This is a genomic window from Anoxybacillus sp. CHMUD, assembly GCF_013096965.1.
GTDB classification, from domain to species: domain Bacteria; phylum Bacillota; class Bacilli; order Bacillales; family Anoxybacillaceae; genus Anoxybacillus; species Anoxybacillus kestanbolensis_A.
In genome coordinates this window covers 23,219-47,882 of record NZ_SDLG01000020.1, presented here as the reverse complement: position 1 = coordinate 47,882, position 24,664 = coordinate 23,219, and the positions used below count along the sequence as shown (strand labels likewise).

Genomic DNA, 24,664 nt, shown 5'->3' with positions numbered 1-24,664 from the left:
TTTCACGGTCAAAGTAGTAGTTTCGCTTCACTTCCACCTCTCCAAATAGCGTTTGGAGTCGGATCGTCCGCTTATCTTTGAGCGCATATCGTTTCTTGTCCCGCTGTTCTGCCAATGTGCGGTCGATATCCTCCAACACCTGTTGAAGCAGTTGACCATATTCTTTTTGCATATGCCGAAACAATAACTGTTCAATGTCTTTCCATGTGACTCCATCTGTGATATAATCCTGCATGGGCTCCACTCCTTTCTTTGGTTGTATTTTTTTCGCACTTACTACCTTACCAGGAGGAGAGCCCGTTTTTCATCTATTTTGCTTACATATCTGACAGGTTCCTTATTATACCAAATCAGGAACCTGTCTTTTTTTCTCCCACAAACATTTTACTCATACGCCAAACACAAAAAGTCCGCTTTCGTGCGCGGACTTATTTTCCAAACGGTTTATATGCTTCGATGACACGTTCATAATTTCTCTTGGAACGAACTGAAATGCCTTTTTTCAATTTCTCTCGTTCATGACTTTCTAGTTTTTTTACATCAATTTGAAAAAACGATTGAATGACGCGAGATGATTCACCTGGCTTCCCTTCAAAAATCGAGAGTGTGCCATCTTCAGTAAGACCGAAATACCCTGCTTTCGTTAATGGAGATAAATCGTCAACATATCGTTGAAAAACAATTTGCTCGTCATCCATATTGATTAGGTGCCAATCTTTATATTTGTTCCAAATGTCTTTCATTGATGTTACCGTTTCTTCCCTAATTTCCTCGCCCACTTCCCCATCCATATATACGGTTTCTAAAATAATTGTCATCTCCACAGGAGACGTATGTTGCAAAACAAATAAACTGAACAGTAATGTAAGTATCATGATTTTCACCTCATTCATATGTTGACCATTTTCTCCAAAATTAAACGGTCTTGCTACCGCAAGACCGTTATTCTAACATAGATTCATCTAAATTATGGTAAATTTCTTGCACATCATCATCATCTTCAAGCATATCAATGAGTTTTAACATTTTCGTTAAATCGTCACCCGTTAACGTCGTATACGTTTGCGGAATCATCGTTATTTCGGCTGTCGCAAACGTAAATCCTTGGGCAGCTAACGTATTTTTTACTTGTTCGAACTGTTCTGGGGATGTATAAATTTCAAATGAATCTTCCGTTGTTTCCATTTCATCTGCCCCTGCTTCAATCGCTTGTAACAGCATCTCATCTTCATCGATATGTAAATTTTCACGTGCGATAACGATTAATCCTTTTCGATCAAATAAATACGAAACACATCCCGTTTCCCCTAAGTTTCCGCCATTTTTTGAAAATGCGACACGAACGTTAGAGGCTGTACGATTTTTATTATCTGTTAAGCAAATCACCATGACCGCTACGCCGCCTGGTCCATATCCTTCATAACGAATTTCTTCATAATGTGTATGTTCTTGATTTCCTGTTGCTTTTTTAATGGCACGTTCAATATTTTCGTTCGGCATGTTCGCTGATTTTGCCTTTTCAATCGCAAGGCGCAACGTAGCGTTTGTTGTTGGATCGCCACCGCCCATCTTTGCCGCTACATAAATTTCTTTTGCCAACTTCATAAATAGTTTTCCGCGTTTCGCATCTTGTGCATTTTTGCGCCGTTGAATATTTTTCCACTTAGAATGTCCTGCCATTCGGATCCCCTCTCATATGTGAAAAATGTCCATAAAAACTATAACAAAAATAGATAAAAAAGAACAGGGGTGAGCCCCTGTTCTTTAGCCGCGATTCATAAATGGCCGTTCGATCATATCGCCCATATCGTTAAATATATCGCGAATATCGCGCTCTAGTTGATCCATCGGACCACCATCGCGAATGTCATTATCTAGCGTACGAATGCGGTTATACATGCTTTCATTTGCTACAACACGAACGGTTTTGCCCGCGGTATATGGAGCGATCGCTTCACGAACGAGACGTTCGATGCGCGCTGTATTTTTTTCTGTCGTCGATACAGCAACAACAACTCGGTCACCTGAGACGACGGCACGTGCATCTTTTACGTTTGCAACGTTTGTAGCACGTTTTGCAATTTTTTCAGCTAACGCTCCGTTATAATTACGGTAATACGACGGGCGCGTGCGTTCATCCATCGCATTTAAATGTCCATGATAGTTGCGATCAGCGCGACTAAAATTTCGATCCACTTGCGGTGTTCGTGTTGTTCGGTTCATGCCACGATCGAGCATTTCCGTAATCGGTCCATCATTGTCACGCACTTGACGAACGTTTCCGTTTAAACGCTCTGTACCATAACGGCCGTATTGAAACCCCGTCATATCGTTCTCATTCGAGTAATATCCGATGGGGCGTGTGCGATCCGTATAACGTGTATCAAATGCTTGGTTATTGCAAGCAACTAACCCGCTAAGTGCGATGACTGCCCCAAGAGCAACAATTCGCTTCCGCAAAGGAAAAACCCCCTTTTTGCTTTTGTAGACCATGCGTCTACATCATTAGCTTGGCGCAAAAAAGGAGTTTTATCGCTGTTAAAATTTTGGCGGAGCGATCGCTAACTGTCGTTTATGATGTGAACGTTCATGAAGCCGTTCAATAATTTCGCGGTCGCGTTCTGGAATTGGCTCACCTTTTAAATATTTGTCAATCATGTCGTATGTTGTACCCATTTCGTTTTCGTCTGTTTGTCCTTCCCAAAGACCTGCGCTAGGCGCTTTCGTAATAATTTCTTCAGGTACACCGAGAATGCGAGCCATTTCACGCACTTCTCCTTTTGTGAAATGAACGAGCGGAACTAAATCAACGCCACCATCGCCGTATTTTGTAAAGTAGCCTGTATGCCACTCCGCTGCATTATCCGTCCCGACGACGAGGTAACCATAATTATTTGCGACCGCATACAACGTCGTCATACGCAGACGTGCACGTGTATTCGCATCACCAAGGCGTGCAGCTTGCTCGTTCCATTGCCCCTTTTCTTTTAGTTGTTTCTCAATTTCACCGAATAATACGCGATGTGTTTCTGTTAAGTCGATGACATGATAATCAATGCCGCAACTTTCTACAACTTTTAATGCATCTTCTTTATCTTTTGGGTTACTTTTACATGGCATAATGAGCCCTAACGAGTTGTTAGGAAATGCCCGCTTAATTAAATGGGCAACGACCGCAGAATCAATGCCGCCACTAATCCCGACAATCGCTCCATTCATCCCTGCTTCCTGTACGCGTTCACGAAGCCATGCAATTAGCTTCTCAATTTTTTGTTCCATGTATGTACATCCCTTTCTCTTTACATCATCATGTTCATTTTATCACACAAAAAGCAAAAAGAAAAAGAGGCGACTTATTGCCCCTCTTCTTCTTCACGATAAGGAACAGAAAAATATGGATTCATTCCATACGGTTGCCCCTGCCACCCTTGTTGCCATCCGTACGGACCATATGGCATAGCTGGCTGTGGCATATACATTTGCTGTGGCATCATCGGCACGTTTTCACCATACATTTGTTGTGGATATGATGCTTGTTGCGGTTGTTGTGAATACTCCCCTGCACCTGTTGGCATCTGCGGCATCATCGGTTGCGACTGTTGAGAATATTCACCTGTTGGCATTTGTGGCATATAAGGTGTCGGTTTCGGTTCGCCACATCCGCAATCATCGTTGTTTGCCATGTTTTGTGGATATGTCCACGGCATCATTGGATACATTGGCGGAAACCACGGATAAAAACCGTATCCTGGCATCACTGGCGAAATAGGAATGCACGGCATTGGCATCGGCAAAGGCATTGGAGCAGGCTGCGGGTGCATCGGTTGTTGTGGCTGTTCTTCCATCACTGGCGCTTGCGTTGTTGGAATTGGTGGAATATCCGGAAATGGCGGCATTGGTATCTCTTCGTCAGGTTCCATCATATTCGGCATAATATTTGGCGGTTTTGGCGGCAAAAGCGGCATCTCTTGTTTCGGCTCTTCTTTTTTCTCCGATGCTTTTGCAATTGGAATTTCTTTTGCGATCGGTTCCACGTTTTGCGGTTGTTGTAATGGTTGCTCTTTTTTGTTTACATGAATGTCAACATCAACAGAAACTTTTGGCGTTTCCTTTTTGACTGGTTTCGCTGGTGCGGCTGGTGTTGGTACTTTAATTTTCATCCCCGGCATAATGTAATTTGGATCACTTAAATGAGCGTTCATTTTTTTTAGCTCTTCAAAATCAACCCCATATTTCTCCGCAATTTTCCAAAGGGTATCTCCTTTTTGAACGATATGAATTTTCACGTGTTTCCCCCTCCTATGTTCAGACGTGACGTGTATGTCATGTTTAGCTTGTCGCTACTAGGCTTCAACATAACTTATGAACAGAAAGCTTTTTTTATGATAAAAATAAAAAAGACCGGCAAAAAAATGCCGATCTTATGCGCGTGCTAACATGCGCTCAAGTGCTAACATCGCTCCTTCTGCTACATCTTTTGGCACGGTAATGCGGTTTACCACTTTTCCTTCAAGAAGCGATTCGAGCGCCCAAAGTAAATGTGGTAAATCAATGCGATTCATCGTTAAACATGGACACATATACGGATTTAATGACACAATTTCTTTATCTGGATGTTGCTGGATGATGCGATTTACTAAGTTCATTTCAGTTCCGATGGCCCATTTGCTCCCTGCTGGCGCGTTTGCAATCGTTTCAATGATATATTTTGTTGAACCTGCATCGTCCGCTTGTTGCACGACTTCCCAGCTACATTCTGGATGAACGATAATTTTCATATCTGGCTTCGTTTTTCGAATATGTTCAATATGTTTTACTGTAAAGTTTTCATGAACGGAACAATGCCCCTTCCATAAAATTACTTTAATTTGTTGAACATCTCCCTCATATTGCAATGTATTTGTTATCGGGTCCCATACAGCCATTTGTTCTAGCGGAACACCGAGATCGTACGCTGTATTTCTTCCTAAATGTTGGTCAGGCAAAAAGAAAATACGCTCCTTTTGGGTAAACGCCCATGCGACCATTTTTTTCGCATTTGATGATGTCACTGTTGCACCGCCATGTAAACCGACAAACGCTTTAATCGCAGCTGTAGAGTTGACGTACGTTAACGGTAAAATCGTATCGCCAAACAGTTGTTGTAATATAGGCCATGCTCGTTCCACTTGTTCAATTTCTGCCATATCAGCCATCGAACAGCCCGCGCGCATATCTGGCAAAATGACGATTTGTTCATCACTCGTTAAAATATCCGCTGTTTCCGCCATAAAATGGACGCCACAAAATACAATATATTCAGCCTCTTTATTTTTCGCTGCTACTTGTGCGAGTTGCAATGAATCACCTGTCGCATCCGCAAATTGAATGACTTCGTCTTTTTGATAATGATGACCTGGAATAAATAAACGCGTGCCGAGCTCCCGTTTGACACGAGCGACTCGTTTTTCCATTTCTTCAACTGACAACTGTTTATATGTCTCTGGCATCGTGTCGTGTTGTTGCATGAGTTGTAATACGTTCATCGTTCATTCCTCCTATTGCACGTTTAAACTAATGTCCAGCGCTTTCGCTGAGTGCGTTAACATCCCTAACGAAATGTAGTCAACCCCTGTATCCCGATATTGTGCAATATTTTCAAGGGTAATCCCACCTGACGCTTCTGTAATGATAGACGATGGGACGAGTTGGACAAATTCGCGAATTTCATCGGGTGTACGGTTATCAAACATAATGATATCCGCCCCTGCTTCAACCGCTTCGATGACTTGTTGTTTCGTTTCCGTTTCCACTTCAATTTTTACCATATGACCAAGTTGGGAACGAACACGTTCGACCGCTTTTTTAATCGATCCACAAAACGCAATATGATTATCTTTAATCATCACCCCATCATACAAACCGAAGCGATGATTATAGCCGCCACCGCATGTCACCGCATATTTTTCTAACATGCGAAGCCCTGGCGTTGTTTTTCGTGTATCACAAATGCGAGTGTGATTGCTGTTGAGTGCCCGAACGGCTTGATTTGTCAATGTAGCAATACCACTCATACGCTGAAGTAAGTTTAAAATGACGCGCTCACCTGATAAAAGCGGGATGATTGGACCTGAAACGACAGCGATGACCTCTCCTTTTTTTACGCTTTCCCCGTCTCGTTTATATAATTGACATGCGATAGATGGGTGTAATAACTGATATCCGATTTCAATAATGGAAACGCCTGCGATGATCCCATCTTCTTTGGCAACAAATATCGCTCTTCCCTCATTTGAAGGAGAGAAAATTGTTTCGCTCGTAATATCACGTTCCCCAATGTCTTCTAAAAAAAACCGCTTCAATAGCTCTTTTAACTTTAGTTCATTCAACTCAAACCCTCCTTTATGAGATGCTCTGCTTTCGTGCGCATGATGCGCCGCTTTTCCCAATACATTTTTTCAAACGGCTCATCACTTCGATAATGAGCCCCGCGACTTTCTTTTCGTTGCAAAGCTGAAGTCGTGATAAGCCATCCAACGATTAACATGTATATGATCGTCCGTTTCTCATCGTCATGTTCAGGTGCCATATCCACGAGTTCATGGATCGCGTATTGTTCAAACCATCGTTTCGCTTGTAACAGTTGATCATAATCACGCACAATCCCAACATATTGTGTCATCGTTTGTTGAATTTGTTCTTTTGTTGGTAACGTGATACGTACGTGAGTTCCTTTCCTCTCGCTTTTCTTTAACGTCTGATGTTGTCCCCTTTTTTGCAACAAGTGAAAAGCTAATCTTCTACTAAAAACAAGCGCTTCAAGCAACGAGTTGCTCGCCAAACGATTCGCCCCATGCACACCTGTACATGCCGCTTCGCCAACGGCATACAATCCCGGTAACGTCGTTTCTCCATCCGTATTTACAACGATACCCCCCATTAAAAAATGAGCACCCGGGACAACAGGAAGAAGACCGTTACGCCAATCAATATGATAGCGCTCACAAAGAGATGTGATCGTTGGAAACCGAGATGAAAAGTGTGGGATCGTAGAAATATTTAAAAAAACACGATGACTATTTTTTATTTCACGATCAATGGCTCGAGATACAACGTCACGTGGAGCTAAATCTTTTTGCGGATGCGCCCCGTCCATCACGCGTCGACCGTCATCGGTGACGAGAATCGCTCCTTCGCCACGCACCGCTTCAGAAATGAGACCAACCGCTTTTTCATTCACATAGAGCATTGTCGGATGAAACTGTACAAACTCCATGTCCGTAACAGCCGCTCCCGCTCGATACGCCATCGCAATTCCATCGCCTGTTGCTGTTTCAGCGTTCGATGTAAACGTGTACAACTGCCCAATTCCACCTGTTGCAATAATTGTTGCATTCGCTACATACGTTCCTTGCTTCGTTTGCACCCCTACACAACATCCAGCGGAGACAAGCAAGTCAATCACAGGATCGTTTTCTATAAACGTTACACGTCCGGAAAGCTTCTCAAATAAGAAGGATACCATATTTTTCCCAGTCGCATCTCCTCCAGCATGTAAAATACGCTTCGTGCGATGCGCACCTTCTTGGCCAAAAAGGAGCTGTCCACGTTCGTCCACATCAAATGAAAAACCGAGATTCATGAAATTTTGAATCGCTTCACGTCCTTCTTGAACTAAAATACGTACCGCCTCGTTATCATTATGCTCACACCCAGCAATGATCGTATCTTCGTAATGAGATGACCAATGATCATTCGGGTGGATGGCAGCAGCCACTCCCCCTTGAGCAAGCCAAGAATTACTCGTTTCTTTATTCGACTTCGTGAAAATAATCACATTTTTATGCTCACATAAATGGTAGGCAACCATTAATGCTGCAAGGCCGCTACCAACGATAATCACATCCGCTTCACGCATGGATGCTCCTCCATTTCATACTGTCTTGACACCTATATTGACATATATTTAAACTGATGACAAGACTTTTGTTTTGGAAGTTGGTGAATGAGATGATTTATTTAGATCACGCTGCAACAACACCGATGAGTGAAGAAGCGTTAGCTGTTTATGTAGAAAGCGCAAAAAAATATTTTGGAAACGCCAGCAGTCTCCATGACATCGGAACAGCGGCAAATGAGTTGCTTACCGTTTGCCGAAAACAAATCGCTCAACTCGTTGGAGGAGAAGAAAAAGGGATATATTTCACAAGCGGTGGGACGGAGGCAAACGTCCTTGCTATTCGTTCGCTCGCTTATGCCCATTGTCACAAAGGAAAACATATTATTACATCAAGCGTTGAACACGCTTCCGTCCATGCGGTATGCGCCCAGCTAGAACAAGAAGGATTCACCGTCACGTACGTTCCTGTCGATCGTTTTGGACAAGTAAATATTGAAGCGCTTGAACGGGCGTTGACAGAAGAAACGATTCTTGTATCTATTCAACATGCGAATTCTGAAATTGGCACAATTCAAACATTAAAGCAAATTGGTGAATTGTTAAAGAAAAAACAAATTATCTTTCATAGCGATTGTGTACAAACTTTTGGTAAAATACCGATAGATGTGAAACAGTTCCATCTCGATAGCATATCCATCTCTAGCCATAAAATTTACGGTCCGAAAGGAGTTGGAGCTGTTTATATCAACCCACGCGTCCCTTGGCACATGTCGTTACCAAACACAACACATGAAGGCGGATTTCGACCGGGAACGGTCAACGTCCCCGGCATCGCTTCTTTTACAACAGCGGCTCTTGAAATCGAAAAAAAGCGCACAACAGCGCAACATCATATGAATGAATTGCGTCGCTATTTTGTTGAGCAAATCGTTCAAAAACAACTACCGATAACTGTTTTTGAGCATCCGACTGACCAATTGCCACAAATTGTAGGCTGTCTCGTTCACGGCTTTGAAGGACAATATGTCATGTTGCACTGCAATCGTCACGGAATAGCCATTTCGACGGGAAGCGCATGTCAAGTCGGAAAACAAGCTCCTTCAAAAACGATGATCGCGATCGGCAAGGAGGACGATGAAGCGAAGCAATTCATTCGTCTTTCATTTGGTGTGCATACAACAAAAAGCGAAATCGAAGCCGTTGTTTCTGTACTTGAACAGCTTCAAAAAGAAAGGATGTCAACATGAAAAAAGAGAGAAAATTACTTGGGGAGGAACGACGAGCGCTTATTTTGCAATGGCTAAAAGAGAACCATCGCCCGATGACAGGGACTGAATTAGCCAATAAAACAAACGTCAGTCGTCAAGTTATCGTTCAAGATATTTCGCTATTAAAAGCAAGAAACGAGCCAATTATCGCCACAAGCCAAGGATATTTATATTTATCGCCTTCTTCTACTCACATGTATACGCGCGTGGTTGCTTGTTGTCATACGCCAGAACAAACAAAAGACGAACTGTACACTATTGTCGATCATGGCGTTACTGTTAAAGATGTCAAAATTGAACATCCCGTATACGGTGACTTAACAGCGTCGATTATGGTCAGCAATCGGTTAGAAGTCGATGAATTTATTCGAAAAATTAACGAAACGAAATCTGCCTATTTATCTCAACTGACAGATGGTGTGCATTTGCATACGCTTGAAGCAGATCGTGTAGAAAAGCTCGATGAAGCATGTACAGCTTTAAAACAAGCAGGATTTTTAATCGAATAAAAAACATCCCTTTACACGAGGGATGTTTTTTTTACGGTATAATATGGATAGCTGCCTAATAGTTGCACCGTACAGCCGAGCGCTTCTAGCTCCGCAATCGCTCCCGGAATTAAAACGTCATCCATTTTTTGATCGATATCAATAATGAAAAAGTAGTTCCCTAAGCCTGTTTTCGCTGGTCTTGACTCAATTTTTGTTAAGTTGAGCTTTCGCCATGCAAACGCCGATAACACTTGATGAAGCGCTCCTGCTTGATCTTTTGGCAACATAACCATCAACGTTGTTTTAAATCCGTCTTCTTGATCTTTTACAGGCAATAAACAGCGTTCACGGTGCAATACGATAAAGCGCGTATGGTTGTAGTCATAATCATGAATGTTTTCTTTCGCAATCGCTAAACCGTATTGTTTTGCAGCCAGACGATTGCCAATCGCTGCAATATTTTCTTTCGGATGCTCGCTTACATATTGAGCTGCTGCACTTGTTGAAGTGACGTATTCGTACGTGGCATGCTTTAAATGACGATGTAAAAACTTATGACATTGTGCAATCGCATGTGAATGGGAATAAATACGTTTAATGTGCTTCCAATCGTCCAATTGAGACGGATGAACGAGCAAATGTTGTTCAATCGGTGCGATAATTTCCCCTACAATCGGCAAATTACATTCGTGAATTAAATAATCAATCGTCAAATTGACGGAACCTTCGAGCGCATTTTCTAACGGAACGACAGCAAACTCCACTTCGCCGTCACGGACAGCGTCCATGCATTGCGGAATTGTATGATATGGGACGTTCAGAATATGTGGAAAAACCGCCTCAACGGCCGCATGCGTAAACGTCCCTTTTGGTCCTAAATATCCGATTTTCACATTTCCTCTCCTCTCTACGCCCCTGAACCGAGAATCTCTACTTTTTCAACAAAAGGCAGTTGTTTTAATTGCGAAAGTAGCTCATCAATCGTCATCGTCATCTCGCTTGTACTGATCGATAACGTCACGTTTGCACGTCCTTGAAGCGGAATCGTTTGGTGAATCGTAAGCACGTTGCAATTGGCTGCTGCAACAACACTTAACAGCTTTGAAAGGGTGCCTGAGCGGTCTTCTAAATGAAAAAAAAGCGTAATAATTTTTTCGCGAACCATCGTATGAAATGGAAAAACGGCGTCGCGATATTTGTAAAAAACGCTTCGGCTAACATCGACAAGTTGCACAGCGTCAGCGACAGAATCAACTTTTTTTCGTTCAATTAATTCTTTTGCAGCCAATACTTTTTTCATCGCCTCAGGCAACACATCTTCACGCACTAAGTAAAACTTTTTATCCACCGCACAGACGCCCCCTTTCGCATTAATCAACAAATTCAAATTCGTAATTCAACAGTTTGACAATATCTCCATCTTTTGCTCCGCGAGCGCGCAATGCATCGTCGACTCCAAGTGAACGCAACTGACGCGCAAAACGACGCACGGACTCTTCGCGTGAAAAATCGGTCATTTTGAACAGTTTTTCAATCTTTTCTCCGGATAAAATAAACGTCCCATCATCATCGCGCGTAATATGAAACGGAGCTTCTTCTTTTTCAAGCTTGTAAACGACGCGATGAATCGCTTCTTCCTCTTGAGGATAGAGCGGAAATTCCGGCGTCGTTTCAAGCAAGTCGGCAATCGCAAATAACAGTTCACGAATCCCTTGGCGCGTGACTGCTGAAATTGGGAAAATCGGCACATCTTCATTTAATTTTTGTTTGAACTGTTGCAAATGTTCCTCAGCATTTGGCATATCCATTTTATTCGCCACAATAATTTGTGGTCGCTCTGTTAGACGTAAATTATATTGTTTTAATTCTTCGTTAATGACTACATAATCTTCGTACGGATCCCGTCCTTCGATGGCAGCCATATCAATTACGTGCACAATGACGCGCGTTCGTTCAATATGACGTAAAAATTGATGCCCAAGTCCAACGCCTTGGTGTGCCCCTTCAATGAGACCTGGTAAATCTGCCATTACGAAGCTGCGACCATCTTCCGTTTCAACAACACCTAGATTAGGAACGATCGTCGTAAAATGATAGTCTGCGATTTTCGGCTTCGCTGCTGAAACGACCGACAGTAACGTCGACTTACCGACGCTTGGAAAACCGACAAGCCCCACATCTGCAAGCAGTTTTAATTCTAATGTCACGTATCGTTCTTGTCCCGGCTCACCGTTTTCAGCAATTTCTGGCGCCGGATTCGATGCGGTTGCAAAGCGAGTATTCCCCCGTCCACCGCGACCACCTTTTGCTACGACAAATCGTTGTCCATGTTCTGTTAAATCAGCAATGACTTCTTTCGTTTCATCGTCAATAACAACTGTTCCCGGTGGCACTTTCACAATCAAATCTTCGGCGTTTTTTCCGTGTTGATTTTTCGACATACCATGTTCGCCACGTGGCGCTTTAAAATGACGTTGGTAGCGAAAATCCATTAACGTACGTAATCCTTCATCAACAACAAATACGACATCGCCACCTTTTCCACCGTCCCCTCCAGCAGGCCCGCCTTTGGGAACGTATTTTTCGCGCCGAAACGCGACCATTCCGTTTCCGCCGTCGCCACCTTTCACATATATTTTCACTTGATCAACAAACATCGTCTTTCTCCTCCGATCTGTTCATCTTTCATTTAAAAAGATGAAATAGTTGCACATAGCGTTAGTTCATGTTCTTGAATGACATATTCATAAAGCGAGAGCGCCTCATATTGACTATGTTTTTGAATCCATGCTTTCACCGCCTCGAGTTTGTGAAGCATGCCGCGATAGTCAAAAAATAAGCGCACATCTTTTCCTGTTAAATCGATCGTAATCGTTACATAGTTTTCAACATGTGGAGAAGAACATTCCTCAAGCATATGTAAAAATGTTTGACACCACGTAACGAGCATATGATCGTATGCATGTAGCGAGCGTGGCTCTCCTAACACTTCATACTCTAGTTGAATATGACGAGCTTGCCAATGGTACGTCATAAGCAATTCAGCGAAGCGCCCTGCTTGTAAATTCGTTAGCTTCGCTTCATGTTCTGCCTCAATGATAATTTGTTGAATAATCTCATTGACGCGATCCATCCGTTGCAAAGATAAATTCCCTTTAATGAGCTGAATTTTATTGAGCCAGTCGTGCCTGGAATGACGCAACGCTTCTACAATTGTCCACCGCTTCTCCATCATTCATTCTCCCATAAACATTTTGAGTATAATTATAACATACGACAACAAAAAGAAAACCCTAACCAAGTCGGTTAGAGTTTTCCACTTCCTTATGCTTCTTTTACAACAGGATAAACGCTCACTTTTTTACGATCGCGACCCATGCGCTCGAAGCGAACGATGCCGTCAACTTTCGCATAAAGTGTGTCGTCGCCACCGCGGCCTACGTTTAATCCTGGATAAATTTTTGTTCCGCGTTGACGGTAAAGAATTGAACCGCCTGTAACGAATTGACCGTCCGCACGCTTCGCACCAAGACGTTTTGCGATCGAATCACGACCGTTCTTTGTTGAACCTACCCCTTTTTTCGATGCGAAAAACTGAAGATCTAAACGCAACATGTCGTGTCACCTCCTACAACGTTTTCGTCGTTATGTTGACGTATTTACCGTAATCACGCTCAATCGTTTGGAGCGACACGATCATTCCTTCAAGAAGAAGTTGCACATCGGCTAGTACTTTCGCATCTTCAATTGTCGGAAGTTCACAATGAAGATAGCCGTCTTTCCCTTGTTGAATGATCGGTTTCACATTCGTCAAGGCAATGATTGCATTGACCGCACCAAACGAAATAGCTGATACACCTGCACATACAATGTCTTGTCCACGCTTCGCAAACTGAGCGTGTCCGCTAATGGTAAAGGAACGAATCGTCCCTTCTGACGTCCGATTAATTGTTATGCGAATCATCGCTTACGCCTTATGCGTTAATTTTTTCGATAACAACTTTTGTGTATGGTTGGCGATGACCTTGCTTACGACGATAGTTTTTCTTTGGCTTATATTTGAAAACGATGATCTTCTTTTGACGACCATGTTTTTCAACTTTCGCCGTTACTGTTGCGCCAGCGACTGTAGGATTGCCAACTTTTACGTTTTCGCCACCTACAAATAACACTTTGTCAAATGTTACAGTTTCGCCTTCTGCTGCATCGATTTTCTCGATGTAAATCGCTTGGCCTTCTTGTACTTTAATTTGTTTTCCACCAGTTTCAATAATCGCGTACATATTTGCACCTCCTAAACTAGACTCAGACTCGCCAGCTGCGAGGCGGTTCAAGCGAACGCTTAAATAGCCTTAGCTGAGCGGTTGTAGCACGGGTGCTACACAACATAGAAGATGATAGCATAAAAAGAAAACAATTGTCAATACGTATAAATGAAATGGCCGATCGGTTCATTTGTTCGTTTCTCATGAAAATATGCGTACAACAATTCGTTTTCGTCGAGTTCCATTTCCATTTGATTTTTCTTTACGATAATCGCATGTTTTTTTCCGCGATGAAACAAAAGAAGGACGCGAAATAACGGATCATTTGCATCAACGACAAGACGCTTTAACGCTCGATATTCCGTTCGTTTTCCGTAGTAACGTTCAAGTAAGAAACGGATCCATACATATGTTCTTTGCTTCCATTCAAACCAAATAGCATGCGCTAAAAAAAGACCAATGATCCATAAATTCATGTGCGCCGGTGCGACGACCAATAAAGCAATAAAATATATAATCAAGAAAAGGAAGGAGAAATAAAGCGTTTGTTCATGCGCACGCCGAAACGACGTACGCGCTGTGCGATAAAGGAACATTAGCTTTCCTCCATCAAGCGGCCAAATCGGCAATAAGTTAATAAGTAAAATAGATAAATTATATTCAATGATCTGCTGATACCATTCATTAGATAACATGTTTGCCTCGTGAGCGATATATGCCATAAAAAAAATAAATATGTGCTGAAACGGACCTGCTAGTGTTACGATCAATTCTTCATGAAACGGACGATTTCCGTGCTCATCTATCTCCGCTACCCCGCCAAACGGCAAGAGTAAAACACGTTTGACACGCCATGAAAACATGTGCGCCGCTACAACGTGTCCAAGTTCGTGCCAAAGCACAATCCAAAATAGTAAAAGGAGCGTCTGAAATTGCGCAGTCATGACAGCTATCAACGCAACAAACCAAAAGAGCGGATGAATATGAATGTTCATAAATATAGCTACCCATTTATTCAAAGGAAATCACCTGAACCGGATCAATGAAGCGATCCCCTTTTTTAACGGCAAAATAAAATACACTTTTCTGATTATTCTCTTCCGCCTTCCCTACTTCTTTTCCCACCTCAATAAAATCATACAACTTTACAGAAATAGCTGATAATTTTCCATACCACGTTTCGCTTCCGTCCGCATGTTGAATAATGACCGTTTTTCCGTACGGTTCTTTCACACCGGCAAACACGACAATCCCTTCTTCGACTGCTTTAATGGCTTGATTAGTTTCAATAACAACGCCTTGTCCATTATGTTCGAATGTTTCTACAACACGTGCTGAAGCAGGGAAGGCATACGCTGTAGCAGTTGTCTCTTGTTGTTTTTTTGTTTGAAAAAATGCAAGCGGCTTGCCGAATGTGTTTTCATACCATTGCGCAACGGTCGCAAATTGAAAATCTTTTTCCATCACTTGTTTGACGAATGTGCGTGCTTCTTCCATTTTCGGAGAATCATATTGAAACAAAATGGCAACGCTAAAAAATAACATCGCCGCCAAAAAACTTTTCAATAAAAATATATCTTTACGAAACAGCGGCGGCTCCCGATCGCCGTCATACGTCACAACGGTCGGATTCCCGTATTTTTCATCTTCGCTCCAATTCGTCAACATCGTTTGAACGTAGCGTTCGCGTTGCTTTTTTCGCTTGGCCATTCGTTTTCGAATATGTTCAATTCGATCGCTCACACTCCCACCCCTCTCGTCCTATTTGTATTATATGTATTTGGGAAATAGAGAAGATATGAATGAAAAAAGCACCTCCAAATGGAAGTGCTAACGAGCGCTAAACAGTTTTTTAATTTTCGAGAAAAAGCCTTTTTGTTCTTCATCATCAAGCGACATAAGCGGCACCGATTCACCGAGAAGGCGACGGGCGATGTTGCGATACGCTAGCGATGCTTTACTATTCGGATCGAGAACGATCGGTTCACCATTGTTTGATGCTTTAATCACATGTTCATCATCGACAATAATACCGAGTAAATCAATCGATAAGTGCATGACAATTTCATCAATATCTAACATATCATGATTTTTCAACATATGACTACGAATGCGGTTAATAATTAAACGTGGTCGTCTCATATGCTCTTCTTTTTCAAGCAAACCGATAATTCGGTCGGCATCGCGAACCGCTGAAATGTCTGGGGTTGTCACAACAATCGCTTCATCCGCTCCCGCGACAGCATTTTTATATCCTTGTTCAATACCTGCAGGACAATCAATTAAAATATAATCGTAATCTTGTCTTAAATCGTCAATGAGCTGTTTCATTTGTTCCGGCGTCACAGCAGATTTGTCACTCGTTTGAGCAGCTGGCAACAAATATAAACGATCTTCAAATCGCTTATCTTTCACAAGCGCTTTTTGAACGGTGCAACGTCCTTCAGCAACATCGACAAGATCGTAAATGATGCGATTTTCTAATCCCATAATGACATCAAGATTGCGCAAACCGATGTCAGTATCAACGAGACAGACACGCTTTCCTAAAAGCGCAAGCGCCGTTCCGAGATTTGCTGTCGTTGTTGTTTTGCCAACGCCACCTTTACCAGAAGTAATAACAATCGCTTCTCCCACTGTCAAATGCTCCTTTCTAATCGGGTTAAATTCGGTCGTAAATGCATCAATAGTTGCAACCGATCGACAACAATTTGATCGTGTTCATCAATATAAGCGCACTCCATTTCATTTCCTTCGTCGGCACGATAATCTGGTGCTCGATTCATCACATCGCTAATGCGCAACTGTGTCGGCTTCATAACTGACGCAGCAATGATCGCTTGACGATTCCCATCATATCCCGCATGAGCAATGCCACGTAACGCCCCTAATACAAAAATGTTTCCTGTGGCAATGACAGTTCCGCCAGGATTCACATCACCTATTAACAGTAAATCTCCATCGACATGTAGCACTTGCCCAGAACGAATAATTTTCGCAACAGATACAATTTCATTTTTCTTCTTCCATTCTAACGCCTCTTGTTTCGTCATCACGTTGCTTACAATCGAGTGAACGATTAAGTTTTTTTTCATTCGAATCACATCGCGCAATCGCTCTTCTTGCTCACGCGTCAAATATCTGTTTCCCACATGTACATGCACCGAAACAAGCGGACCTTCCTCGTCACGAGTTGTCGTCATCAACAACTCATCCACTTGTTTTAATAATTCGTCATAGGCGCACGTATCGTCGAGATACAACGTCAGTCCTTCTTTCGTTCCTTTCATCGACACATATACTCTTTTCTCCTTGCCAGCCACGACTTTCACCTCAATGAATATTTCTCCGCATTTTTTTTGTATTCCTTCACACTGGCGACGATTCGTCCTGTTTCTCATGCCACTTTAACAACGTTTGCTTTAGCGGATAGGCGGCGACCAAAATGATTACTGTATGAATAAACAACGTTGGCAAAAAACGTGCTTGTAAAAACGTTTGAACAGACATGGTCGTTCCACCAATAACAAGTTGGATGGCGTATGCGTACCATTCGACACATGCAATCGCCACAATGGCAAAAAAAGAAGCCGTCCATGCATTTTTATGAAAAACGTTCATCGCTTTTGCGATTAAATAGGCGATGAGCGAAAAGGCAAAGGCATAAGCACCTAATAGTTCCGTATATGCTACATCGTATAATAGCCCGAAGATGAATCCGTACATCATTCCTTCTGTTTGTCCAATAAAAATCGTAATAAACACGATAAAAACGAGCAACATACGCGGGACGAGCAAATAAACATCAAATAATGGCTGTGAAAACAATTGAACAATAATGCTTTCAGATAAAAACATCACGGTCACAAGGAAAGGAAGAAACAAACGGTTCATTGTCCTTCCTCCTCTTGCGACATTTCAATTTTCCGTTTCACAATAATCACATCATCGATGTCATAAAAATTCGCTGCTGGCTTGATATAGGCAATTTGTGTAAGCCCGTACTCATCCGCAACGACTTCTTCCACTTCTCCGATAAACAATCCTTTTGGAAAAATCCCGCCAAGTCCTGATGTAAAGACACGCTGCCCTTTCTCGATTTTCGCGTCATACGGAATGCGTTTAAGCAGCAACGTCTCTCGCTCTTCATCGTATCCTTCTATTAAACCGAATACGTTTTCATCTCCTTGAATAAATGCGGAAATGCGATTTTGCCGATCTTTTGCGCTTAGCAGTTGCACCGTGGCGCTAAATGGCGATACGCTCCGCACTTTTCCGATTAGTCCTTGTGGCGTAATGACCGCCATATTTTTTTCCACACCGTGCTGTGACCCTTTATTGACAATTAACGTCTCTTCCCAACGCTCTGGATTGCGCCCAATGACTGTCGCTTGAATGGCAACAAAGTCACGTAAACCTTCTTTTTTATTCAAAAGTTCACGCAAACGTTCGTTTTCTTTTTTTAGCGATTCCACTTCCGATTGCAAAAGAACGTATTGCTCTAAATGCTCTTTTAAACGCTTGTTTTCTTCGTATGTATGGCGCAAATCATTCACATTTTCAAAGAAGCCCGCAACAAACTGTGCGGGCTTATGCACGATCGATTGCATAAAAACAACAGTGTCTTTCACAAACTTTTCCATCCAACTTAATTCGTTTCGCTCTTTCAATGAAAAACCGATCAAGGCGACGAGAACCATGATACTGACAAGCAATATGATAAGCCGTTTATTTAAGAAAAACTTCGGCATAAAAACACCTTCTTACGCATCAGCGATGATCCCGCGCTTTATTTTTAAATAAGTGGATATGATCAAGCGCTTTTCCTGTACCGATCGCAACGCAATCGAGCGGGTTTTCGGCAATAATGACCGGCATGTTCGTTTCTTGGCTAATGACTTTATCTAAGTTCCGTAACAAAGCTCCTCCACCTGTTAACACGATGCCGCGATCCATAATATCGGCTGCAAGCTCTGGCGGCGTTTTTTCTAGCGTATTTTTTACGGAATCAACAATCGCATATACGGTATCACGCAAAGCCTCTGCAATTTCTTCCGCATGAATTTCAATCGTTTTTGGCAACCCTGTTAATAAGTCGCGACCGCGAATTTCCATGCTTCCGATTCCTTCTGGATTTCCTGCGGAACCAATTTCAACTTTAATTGCTTCTGCCGTGCGCTCCCCGATCATTAAATTGTACGTCTTGCGAATATACTGGATAATTGCCTCATCCATTTCATCACCAGCAACACGAATGGATTGGCTCGTTACAATCCCACCTAAAGAAATGACAGCGACTTCCGTTGTGCCACCCCCGATGTCAACGACCATACTTCCTGTTGGCTCCCATACAGGCAAGTTTGCTCCGATCGCCGCCGCAAATGGCTCTTCGATCGTATATGCATCACGAGCCCCTGCTTGTCTCGTCGCATCGATGACCGCGCGCTCCTCTACCGCTGTAATTCCTGATGGTACGCATACCATGACGTACGGCTTCCCAGCAAACAGGCCGCTATTTTTTGTCGCTTGCTTAATGTAGTACTTCATCATAATGGCTGTCGTTTCATAATCGGCAATAACTCCGTCTTTCATCGGGCGGAGTGCGACAACATTTCCTGGTGTACGTCCGATCATTTGCTTTGCTTCATTTCCAACCGCCACAATTTGCTTCGTATCTTTTTGGAGCGCGACAACAGAAGGCTCGCGCAAAACAATGCCTTTTCCTTTGACGTATACAAGCGTATTTGCAGTACCTAAATCTATTCCGAGATCTCTTGATCCAATGCCAAACATATTCGTATCTTCCTTTCTGAAACAAAATGCTTTCAAAAACTCATGACACTTATTATAACGCAATTACAACGAAAAGAGAACGATTTACACATATCCTTTTTCTTTTAAGCTTACATATGTTTTGTCGCCAATAATTAAATGATCGAGCAGCTCAATGCCGACGAGACGACCACATTCCACGAGCCTGCGCGTCACTTCAATATCTTCACGGCTCGGTGTCGGGTCCCCCGACGGATGATTATGAATGCAAATAATCGACGCTGCCGAACGTTTTATCGCCTCTTTATACACTTCGCGTGGATGAACAATTGATGCATTTAAACTGCCAATAAATACTGTTTTTTTATGCATCACTTGGTTTTTCGTATTTAAATATAACACAACGAAATGTTCTTGACTTAAAAAACGCATATCTTCCATGACGTATCGTGCACCGTCTTCTGGCGAGCGAATGACGTAACGATCGTCATATTGAAGTTGATGCACACGCCGACCGAGTTCAAGCGCTGCAATAATTTGAATCGCTTTTGTTTTTCCGATTCCTTTAATGCTTGTCATTTCTTCAATCGTTGCATCTTTTAGTTGGCGGAGTCCTTCAAAATGGGTGAGTAAATGTTGTGCAAGTGTGAGAACAGAATATTGTTTCGTCCCCGTGCGAAGCAAAATGGCTAACAATTCTTGATTTGATAAGCTTTGCGGTCCTTCGGAAAGCAAGCGTTCACGCGGGCGTTCATCGGGCGGAACATGACGAATAAGCATACGTTCCCCCCTCTATTTTAACCTTTTTTTAACGAAATGGACAAAATCCGAATTTTTTTAATTCGCGAGCAAGTTTAGCGATCGGCAAACCAACAACAGAAAAATAATCGCCATCGATTTTTTGAACAAAAAGCGCTCCACGTTGTTGAATGCCATATGCCCCTGCTTTATCAAGCGGCTCTTTCGTCGCAATATATGCCCAAATGTCATCGTCTGAAAGCGGCCAAAACGTCACGTCCGTCTTTTCAGCAAACGTCACGCACTCGTTTGCGGTACAAATCGCTACCCCTGTCCACACTTCATGTGTCGTTCCAGATAAACGTTTTAACATACGAAAAGCGTCTTGTTCGCTTACTGGCTTTCCAAGCACTTCTCCTTCACATACGACAATCGTATCTGCACCGATGACGCACGCATCGCTTGCTTGTTGCCATACCGCATTAGCTTTTTTATATGCGAGCTGTTGTACAATTTCACTTGGGGATAATTTTGCATCAAACGATTCATCGACATCGCTGACGAGGATGTCAAACGGAAGTCCAAGCATATGAAGAAGTTGTTTTCGGCGAGGAGAACTAGAAGCTAATACAAGTTGCATCGTCATCACCTTTCTGTCATGAGCGTTTGTTTCAAGGAAGATACACTTGTATCGTACCAAATTTATACACAATAAACAATGGTTCGACAAAAAAAAGAAGCTGTTCGCTTCTTAATGTAAAACGTGTAATATATGTTGTTGTGCTTCCCATAATTTTGCGTCATCTTTTGTCTGTTGGAACGTGCGGAGCGCTTCATACGCCTTTTTCATTTGTTCGTTATGAATCGAATACGACTGTAGCTGTTGCCACTGTTCATTTTGAAGTTGCTGTCCATTTAATAATCGACTAATAGCGGACACGACCATCACAAAAGGTTCACTTTCTTTTTCGTCGATGGATACATTCCATGCTTTCACATATGTGTCAATGCCGAGCGATTCGTATAAACTTGCGATTTGCTTTGCCTCCTCTTTTGTCAATGCCATGCCTAAAAATACATAAACAGGCTGTTTTCCAATCATTACACTCGGACGTTGTTGTGCCTTTATTTTTTGTACATATACATTCGCTGCTTTTTCATCTTGAAACACTCCACCTTGAATGACAAAAACCGTTTCCGTTCGTTGCGCGATCGATGTTTCTTCTTTTTTTTCTTGTTCCAACGTCGCTGGCGATGCTAGTTTATTTTCAGTCGTCGGAATGATTGTTAACACAAGGAAACCGAAGCTTGTCCCAAGAACGACTGCTAAAACAACTGCCAACATAAACGAGCGCCAAGGGGATCGTTTTGTATATCGTTTACCCGTTTCAAATGGTGTAAGCTCGTCCTGTGTTTCGTTTTGTTTATCATGTTCTTCGCTCGACCATTGGGGCAACGTATTTGTTACTGTCGTGTATGGCTGTTCTTTTCCGTTCACTTTAATCACAATCGCTTTTTTCGCTGGCTTGTCCATTTTTTTCCCTCCCGCTGTCATTCTTCGCCCATCGTAACATAAAAAAAGAAAAAAAAAACGAGACATTTGTCGTCTCGTTGCGGAAGGTTTTCGTCAAATTTCGCACTACTTGTCTTGAATATCATTGACAGACAATTGATCGACAGGCACGCCGTTTTCTTTACAAATTTGCTTCGTTTCCCCTTTTAAACAAACGGCATATGTGATCGTACCGTCACTTTGTTTTGTCACAATGACGTATGAATCATCATTTGGCGGCAAACGTTTCGATGTGTATAGATCGATAATTCCTTCGAGAACCCCATCAGCGACTAATTGTTCATACGTCAATATCTCGCTTTCATTTGGCGTTAAAAACTCTACTTTTTGCGCACCAACGTGAAGCCGTGCAGCTTCATAGAGCGTATAAGCTGTCGCAACAAACGCTCGATCGCGCGATTTTTTAATGATCTCAACGACAGAGACAGTCGCAATCATGACTAAAATGCTTAAAATGACGATGACAGCTAACAGTTCGATTAACGTCATTCCCCGCTCATCTTGCATTCGACCGCCCCCTTTATTGTTCCGTTAGTGAAGGAAACGGATTGCGCTTTTCGCTCGGTTGCGGTAAATCAAGTGGTGGCAATTGCTCAATCCATTGGCGCAATTCTGGTGCATAAAATGTTGATACAGTCAAGGAATAAGACAATGCTGGTACTTCATCCATAACCGTCGTCCATTCTTCATATCCGGTGAACGATAGCGAATCAACGGAAACGATACGCTTTGACCGCTCCAACGTGTCGATAAACTGTTCAAGTGCAAAATAAGAAGGAGAACGAACAGATAGATTAACTGTCAATTTTTGAATGGGTGTTGGCGGTCCTTCCACGCGTTCCCCTTCTTGAAAAGTAAGCGACAACACTTCACTATTAGATACAACTTCTGCTTTTTCTATATTTAATAAAAACTGCTCGACAAACGGTTGAACAGGAACGCGCTTTTGTAATTCTACGATGCTCACGCGCAACTCATCTGGCGTTTGTTTACTTTGCAACGCTTGCAACAACTTTTTTTCGGTTTGTAGTTCCGTTTTAATTTGCTCTCTGCGGTCATCGAGCGGTTTGTACACGTATATATAAAGCGCAAATGACAGCAATGCAACTAACAAGAGAGAGAGACTGACGATGACACCTTTTCTCATGTTCTCCCTCCTTGTTGTTTTTTCCATTCCTCCATATTTAATTGAATGGAAAATTGTCCGACATACCTCGGCATCGTGCCTTCTTCTGATTTTCCTTCCGTTGCAGTTAAGCTCGTTAATTTCACATTAGCAATAAACGATGCTTCTTTTAACGCTTGTAAATAGGCGGCGCTTTCACGTGTTGTATCAAATTGAGCCGTTAGTTGAATGGCACCATCACGGGCGTACGAAACGCTCATTAAAAAGCCGCGCTCTGGCAATCGCTCAATCAATTCATGTAAAAGCGCGACCGTATGAACAGGGTATTGTTCTGCCCATTGAATCGCTTCTTGCAACTGTGCGCCAACGGATGCGTTCGTTGCTGTTTTTTGTTTTTCTTCTTCAGCGATACGAAGCGCTTTCGTTTGATCGAGCTCTGTTTTCAATTGCGATATTTGCTGTTCCATACGCTGAACGATGAAATAAAAGGTTGTCGCGCCAACGATCAATAAAACAGCTACCACAATCGATATCATTGGGATGATTTGAGATTTCCGTTCACGTTTTGGCAATAAATTAATTTCTACTAACATATCCATTACCCTCTTTTAATCCGAGTCCGATTGGTAAGTAGTAAGCAGGGTCGATCGAAAGCGGCAACGTCAATGTTTCAACAGCCACATCAAGCCGATCTTTTAACATACCGGAAAACGCATGAGCGAGCGGATGATCGCCGGTAACGACGACGCGCGTAATTTGCGCTTCATCACGCTGCAATGAAAAGCGATAAAAATTCATGACGCGCTCTAACTCTTTATATACGTCTTCAAGCTGCCACTCCGGCTCACCCTCGTTTAACCACTTCCATCTTTCGTTCGTTTTTTCCCAAGATGTCCATTGTGAATCAAAGGCAAGCTGTCGTGTAAAGATCGGACGGTGCTGATGAAAGACACTGACGTTTAACGATGATAAATCAAATTGAACGAATAAAAAGTGATCGACGTCATTCGCTAAATCAAATGAATAAAACAGACGATACAAACTGAGCGGAGAAATATCTGCCACAATCGGTTTTAATTTAACTGCTTCAAACAGTTCTGCATATTGCATCACGTTTGCTTCTGGAGCTGCAAATAATAAAACGTGGAGCGCTTCTTTCGTTTTCTCAAGCACCACATAATCAAATACCGCATCTTCAAACGGAAGTGGAATGGTCGCGCCAATTTCCATAAATAAATAACTGCGTATATCTTCGACGTCCACGTCTTTTGGCAACGATATTTTTCGAATGACTACGAGCGGATCAGGAACGAGAAAACGAACGCGGCGATGTTTTATTTTCCATTCGTCCACGCATTGTTCTAACACTTCGGTAAGCTGTTCTTCATTAACAATTTTTCCGTCGCGCACAATCCCTTCTGGAAGCGGCCATTCCTCGCACGTATGCAAAACAAGCGGTTGCTTTTGTTTAAGTTCTACGTAGCGAATAACATGATCTTTTATGACGATGTTGCCTACTTTATTTTTCATCGAAAAAAACCGCATAGTTTGT

At 42.5% G+C, this 24,664-nt stretch carries 32 protein-coding genes and 1 other annotated feature; of the genes, 2 read left to right on the top strand and 30 right to left on the bottom strand.

The window, feature by feature from the left end; translation table 11 throughout:
• From ETB99_RS11975 to nadB, 9 genes are all read right to left on the bottom strand, one after another.
• A partial coding sequence (locus tag ETB99_RS11975) for a UPF0236 family transposase-like protein (RefSeq protein WP_171700701.1) occupies window positions 1–235 on the bottom strand: 235 nt, incomplete at its 3' end.
• Window positions 236–428: 193 nt separating this feature from the next.
• Window positions 429–893: a BofC C-terminal domain-containing protein gene (locus tag ETB99_RS11970; protein WP_077428061.1), complete on the bottom strand. Its 465-nt coding sequence runs from the start codon at window positions 891–893 to the stop codon at window positions 429–431.
• 49 nt (window positions 894–942) lie between these two features.
• The gene (locus ETB99_RS11965) at window positions 943–1,680 is read right to left on the bottom strand and encodes a YebC/PmpR family DNA-binding transcriptional regulator (protein ID WP_004889261.1); all 738 of its coding nucleotides are present in this window, start codon (window positions 1,678–1,680) and stop codon (window positions 943–945) included.
• Window positions 1,681–1,764: 84 nt separating this feature from the next.
• On the bottom strand, window positions 1,765–2,460 hold the full coding sequence (locus ETB99_RS11960) for a YhcN/YlaJ family sporulation lipoprotein (protein ID WP_077428060.1): 696 nt from the start codon (window positions 2,458–2,460) through the stop codon (window positions 1,765–1,767).
• Window positions 2,461–2,538: 78 nt separating this feature from the next.
• The gene (gene nadE, locus ETB99_RS11955; RefSeq protein ID WP_171700700.1) at window positions 2,539–3,279 is read right to left on the bottom strand and encodes an NAD(+) synthase; all 741 of its coding nucleotides are present in this window, start codon (window positions 3,277–3,279) and stop codon (window positions 2,539–2,541) included.
• A 74-nt stretch (window positions 3,280–3,353) separates the two neighbouring features.
• Window positions 3,354–4,286, bottom strand: a complete 933-nt coding sequence (locus ETB99_RS11950) for a LysM peptidoglycan-binding domain-containing protein (RefSeq protein ID WP_171700699.1) — start codon at window positions 4,284–4,286, stop codon at window positions 3,354–3,356.
• 135 nt (window positions 4,287–4,421) lie between these two features.
• On the bottom strand, window positions 4,422–5,525 hold the full coding sequence (nadA, locus tag ETB99_RS11945) for a quinolinate synthase NadA (RefSeq protein ID WP_077428054.1): 1,104 nt from the start codon (window positions 5,523–5,525) through the stop codon (window positions 4,422–4,424).
• 12 nt (window positions 5,526–5,537) lie between these two features.
• Window positions 5,538–6,368 carry a carboxylating nicotinate-nucleotide diphosphorylase gene (gene nadC / locus ETB99_RS11940; protein ID WP_077428052.1) on the bottom strand — a complete coding sequence of 277 codons (831 nt, stop codon included), beginning with the start codon at window positions 6,366–6,368 and terminating at the stop codon, window positions 5,538–5,540.
• Complete coding sequence (nadB, locus tag ETB99_RS11935) at window positions 6,365–7,897, bottom strand: L-aspartate oxidase (protein ID WP_171700698.1); 1,533 nt, start codon at window positions 7,895–7,897, stop codon at window positions 6,365–6,367. The genes nadC and nadB overlap by 4 nt, the downstream gene beginning before the upstream one ends.
• Before the next feature lie 92 nt (window positions 7,898–7,989).
• Here nadB and ETB99_RS11930 point away from each other — a divergent pair, with 92 nt between their 5' ends.
• Window positions 7,990–9,126, top strand: a complete 1,137-nt coding sequence (locus ETB99_RS11930; RefSeq protein ID WP_077428048.1) for an IscS subfamily cysteine desulfurase — start codon at window positions 7,990–7,992, stop codon at window positions 9,124–9,126.
• Entirely contained in the window at window positions 9,123–9,656 is a 534-nt protein-coding gene (locus tag ETB99_RS11925; protein WP_077428046.1) for a transcription repressor NadR, read from the top strand. The genes ETB99_RS11930 and ETB99_RS11925 overlap by 4 nt, the downstream gene beginning before the upstream one ends.
• 11 nt (window positions 9,657–9,667) lie before the next feature.
• Here the strand turns inward: ETB99_RS11925 and pheA are convergent, their stop codons facing one another.
• The 21 genes from pheA to pilM all read right to left on the bottom strand — a co-directional run bounded on the left by pheA (window position 9,668) and on the right by pilM (window position 24,657).
• Entirely contained in the window at window positions 9,668–10,531 is an 864-nt protein-coding gene (gene pheA / locus ETB99_RS11920) for a prephenate dehydratase (protein ID WP_077428044.1), read from the bottom strand.
• 14 nt (window positions 10,532–10,545) lie between these two features.
• Window positions 10,546–10,986, bottom strand: a complete 441-nt coding sequence (locus ETB99_RS11915) for an ACT domain-containing protein (protein WP_004889247.1) — start codon at window positions 10,984–10,986, stop codon at window positions 10,546–10,548.
• 22 nt (window positions 10,987–11,008) lie between these two features.
• Window positions 11,009–12,295, bottom strand: a complete 1,287-nt coding sequence (gene obgE / locus ETB99_RS11910) for a GTPase ObgE (protein ID WP_006320445.1) — start codon at window positions 12,293–12,295, stop codon at window positions 11,009–11,011.
• A gap of 32 nt (window positions 12,296–12,327) precedes the next feature.
• Entirely contained in the window at window positions 12,328–12,870 is a 543-nt protein-coding gene (locus tag ETB99_RS11905; RefSeq protein WP_375153719.1) for a Spo0B C-terminal domain-containing protein, read from the bottom strand.
• 92 nt (window positions 12,871–12,962) lie between these two features.
• Complete coding sequence (gene rpmA, locus ETB99_RS11900) at window positions 12,963–13,253, bottom strand: 50S ribosomal protein L27 (protein WP_003396301.1); 291 nt, start codon at window positions 13,251–13,253, stop codon at window positions 12,963–12,965.
• 13 nt (window positions 13,254–13,266) lie between these two features.
• Window positions 13,267–13,602, bottom strand: a complete 336-nt coding sequence (locus ETB99_RS11895) for a ribosomal-processing cysteine protease Prp (RefSeq protein WP_006320440.1) — start codon at window positions 13,600–13,602, stop codon at window positions 13,267–13,269.
• Between the two features lie 10 nt (window positions 13,603–13,612).
• Entirely contained in the window at window positions 13,613–13,921 is a 309-nt protein-coding gene (gene rplU / locus ETB99_RS11890; protein WP_003396311.1) for a 50S ribosomal protein L21, read from the bottom strand.
• A 14-nt stretch (window positions 13,922–13,935) separates the two neighbouring features.
• Window positions 13,936–14,014, bottom strand: a sequence feature (ribosomal protein L21 leader region).
• Window positions 14,015–14,058: 44 nt separating this feature from the next.
• A complete protein-coding gene (locus tag ETB99_RS11885) occupies window positions 14,059–14,922 on the bottom strand; it encodes a site-2 protease family protein (protein WP_077428040.1) in 864 nt (287 codons plus the stop codon).
• Window positions 14,915–15,646 (bottom strand): M23 family metallopeptidase, encoded by a 732-nt coding sequence (locus ETB99_RS11880; protein ID WP_077428038.1) that lies wholly within the window; start codon window positions 15,644–15,646, stop codon window positions 14,915–14,917. The genes ETB99_RS11885 and ETB99_RS11880 overlap by 8 nt, the downstream gene beginning before the upstream one ends.
• 87 nt (window positions 15,647–15,733) lie before the next feature.
• Window positions 15,734–16,540 carry a septum site-determining protein MinD gene (minD, locus tag ETB99_RS11875; RefSeq protein WP_077428036.1) on the bottom strand — a complete coding sequence of 269 codons (807 nt, stop codon included), beginning with the start codon at window positions 16,538–16,540 and terminating at the stop codon, window positions 15,734–15,736.
• A 2-nt stretch (window positions 16,541–16,542) separates the two neighbouring features.
• Window positions 16,543–17,235: a septum site-determining protein MinC gene (gene minC, locus ETB99_RS11870; protein WP_309138151.1), complete on the bottom strand. Its 693-nt coding sequence runs from the start codon at window positions 17,233–17,235 to the stop codon at window positions 16,543–16,545.
• A 37-nt stretch (window positions 17,236–17,272) separates the two neighbouring features.
• Window positions 17,273–17,797 carry a rod shape-determining protein MreD gene (gene mreD / locus ETB99_RS11865; protein WP_077428032.1) on the bottom strand — a complete coding sequence of 175 codons (525 nt, stop codon included), beginning with the start codon at window positions 17,795–17,797 and terminating at the stop codon, window positions 17,273–17,275.
• Window positions 17,794–18,654: a rod shape-determining protein MreC gene (gene mreC / locus ETB99_RS11860; protein ID WP_171700697.1), complete on the bottom strand. Its 861-nt coding sequence runs from the start codon at window positions 18,652–18,654 to the stop codon at window positions 17,794–17,796. The genes mreD and mreC overlap by 4 nt, the downstream gene beginning before the upstream one ends.
• 19 nt (window positions 18,655–18,673) lie before the next feature.
• On the bottom strand, window positions 18,674–19,696 hold the full coding sequence (locus ETB99_RS11855; RefSeq protein WP_006320433.1) for a rod shape-determining protein: 1,023 nt from the start codon (window positions 19,694–19,696) through the stop codon (window positions 18,674–18,676).
• Between the two features lie 84 nt (window positions 19,697–19,780).
• Window positions 19,781–20,455 (bottom strand): RadC family protein, encoded by a 675-nt coding sequence (radC, locus tag ETB99_RS11850; RefSeq protein WP_006320431.1) that lies wholly within the window; start codon window positions 20,453–20,455, stop codon window positions 19,781–19,783.
• A gap of 28 nt (window positions 20,456–20,483) precedes the next feature.
• Entirely contained in the window at window positions 20,484–21,053 is a 570-nt protein-coding gene (locus ETB99_RS11845; protein WP_006320430.1) for a Maf family protein, read from the bottom strand.
• Window positions 21,054–21,164: 111 nt separating this feature from the next.
• Window positions 21,165–21,947 (bottom strand): SPOR domain-containing protein, encoded by a 783-nt coding sequence (locus ETB99_RS11840; protein WP_171700696.1) that lies wholly within the window; start codon window positions 21,945–21,947, stop codon window positions 21,165–21,167.
• A gap of 105 nt (window positions 21,948–22,052) precedes the next feature.
• Window positions 22,053–22,493, bottom strand: coding sequence for a type II secretion system protein (locus tag ETB99_RS11835; protein WP_171700695.1), 441 nt, complete (start codon window positions 22,491–22,493; stop codon window positions 22,053–22,055).
• 13 nt (window positions 22,494–22,506) lie between these two features.
• Window positions 22,507–23,133: a type 4a pilus biogenesis protein PilO gene (locus tag ETB99_RS11830; RefSeq protein ID WP_171700694.1), complete on the bottom strand. Its 627-nt coding sequence runs from the start codon at window positions 23,131–23,133 to the stop codon at window positions 22,507–22,509.
• Window positions 23,130–23,705 (bottom strand): PilN domain-containing protein, encoded by a 576-nt coding sequence (locus tag ETB99_RS11825; RefSeq protein WP_171700693.1) that lies wholly within the window; start codon window positions 23,703–23,705, stop codon window positions 23,130–23,132. The genes ETB99_RS11830 and ETB99_RS11825 overlap by 4 nt, the downstream gene beginning before the upstream one ends.
• Window positions 23,689–24,657 (bottom strand): type IV pilus biogenesis protein PilM, encoded by a 969-nt coding sequence (gene pilM, locus ETB99_RS11820; RefSeq protein WP_077428018.1) that lies wholly within the window; start codon window positions 24,655–24,657, stop codon window positions 23,689–23,691. The genes ETB99_RS11825 and pilM overlap by 17 nt, the downstream gene beginning before the upstream one ends.
• Between the last annotated feature and the right edge of the window lie 7 nt (window positions 24,658–24,664).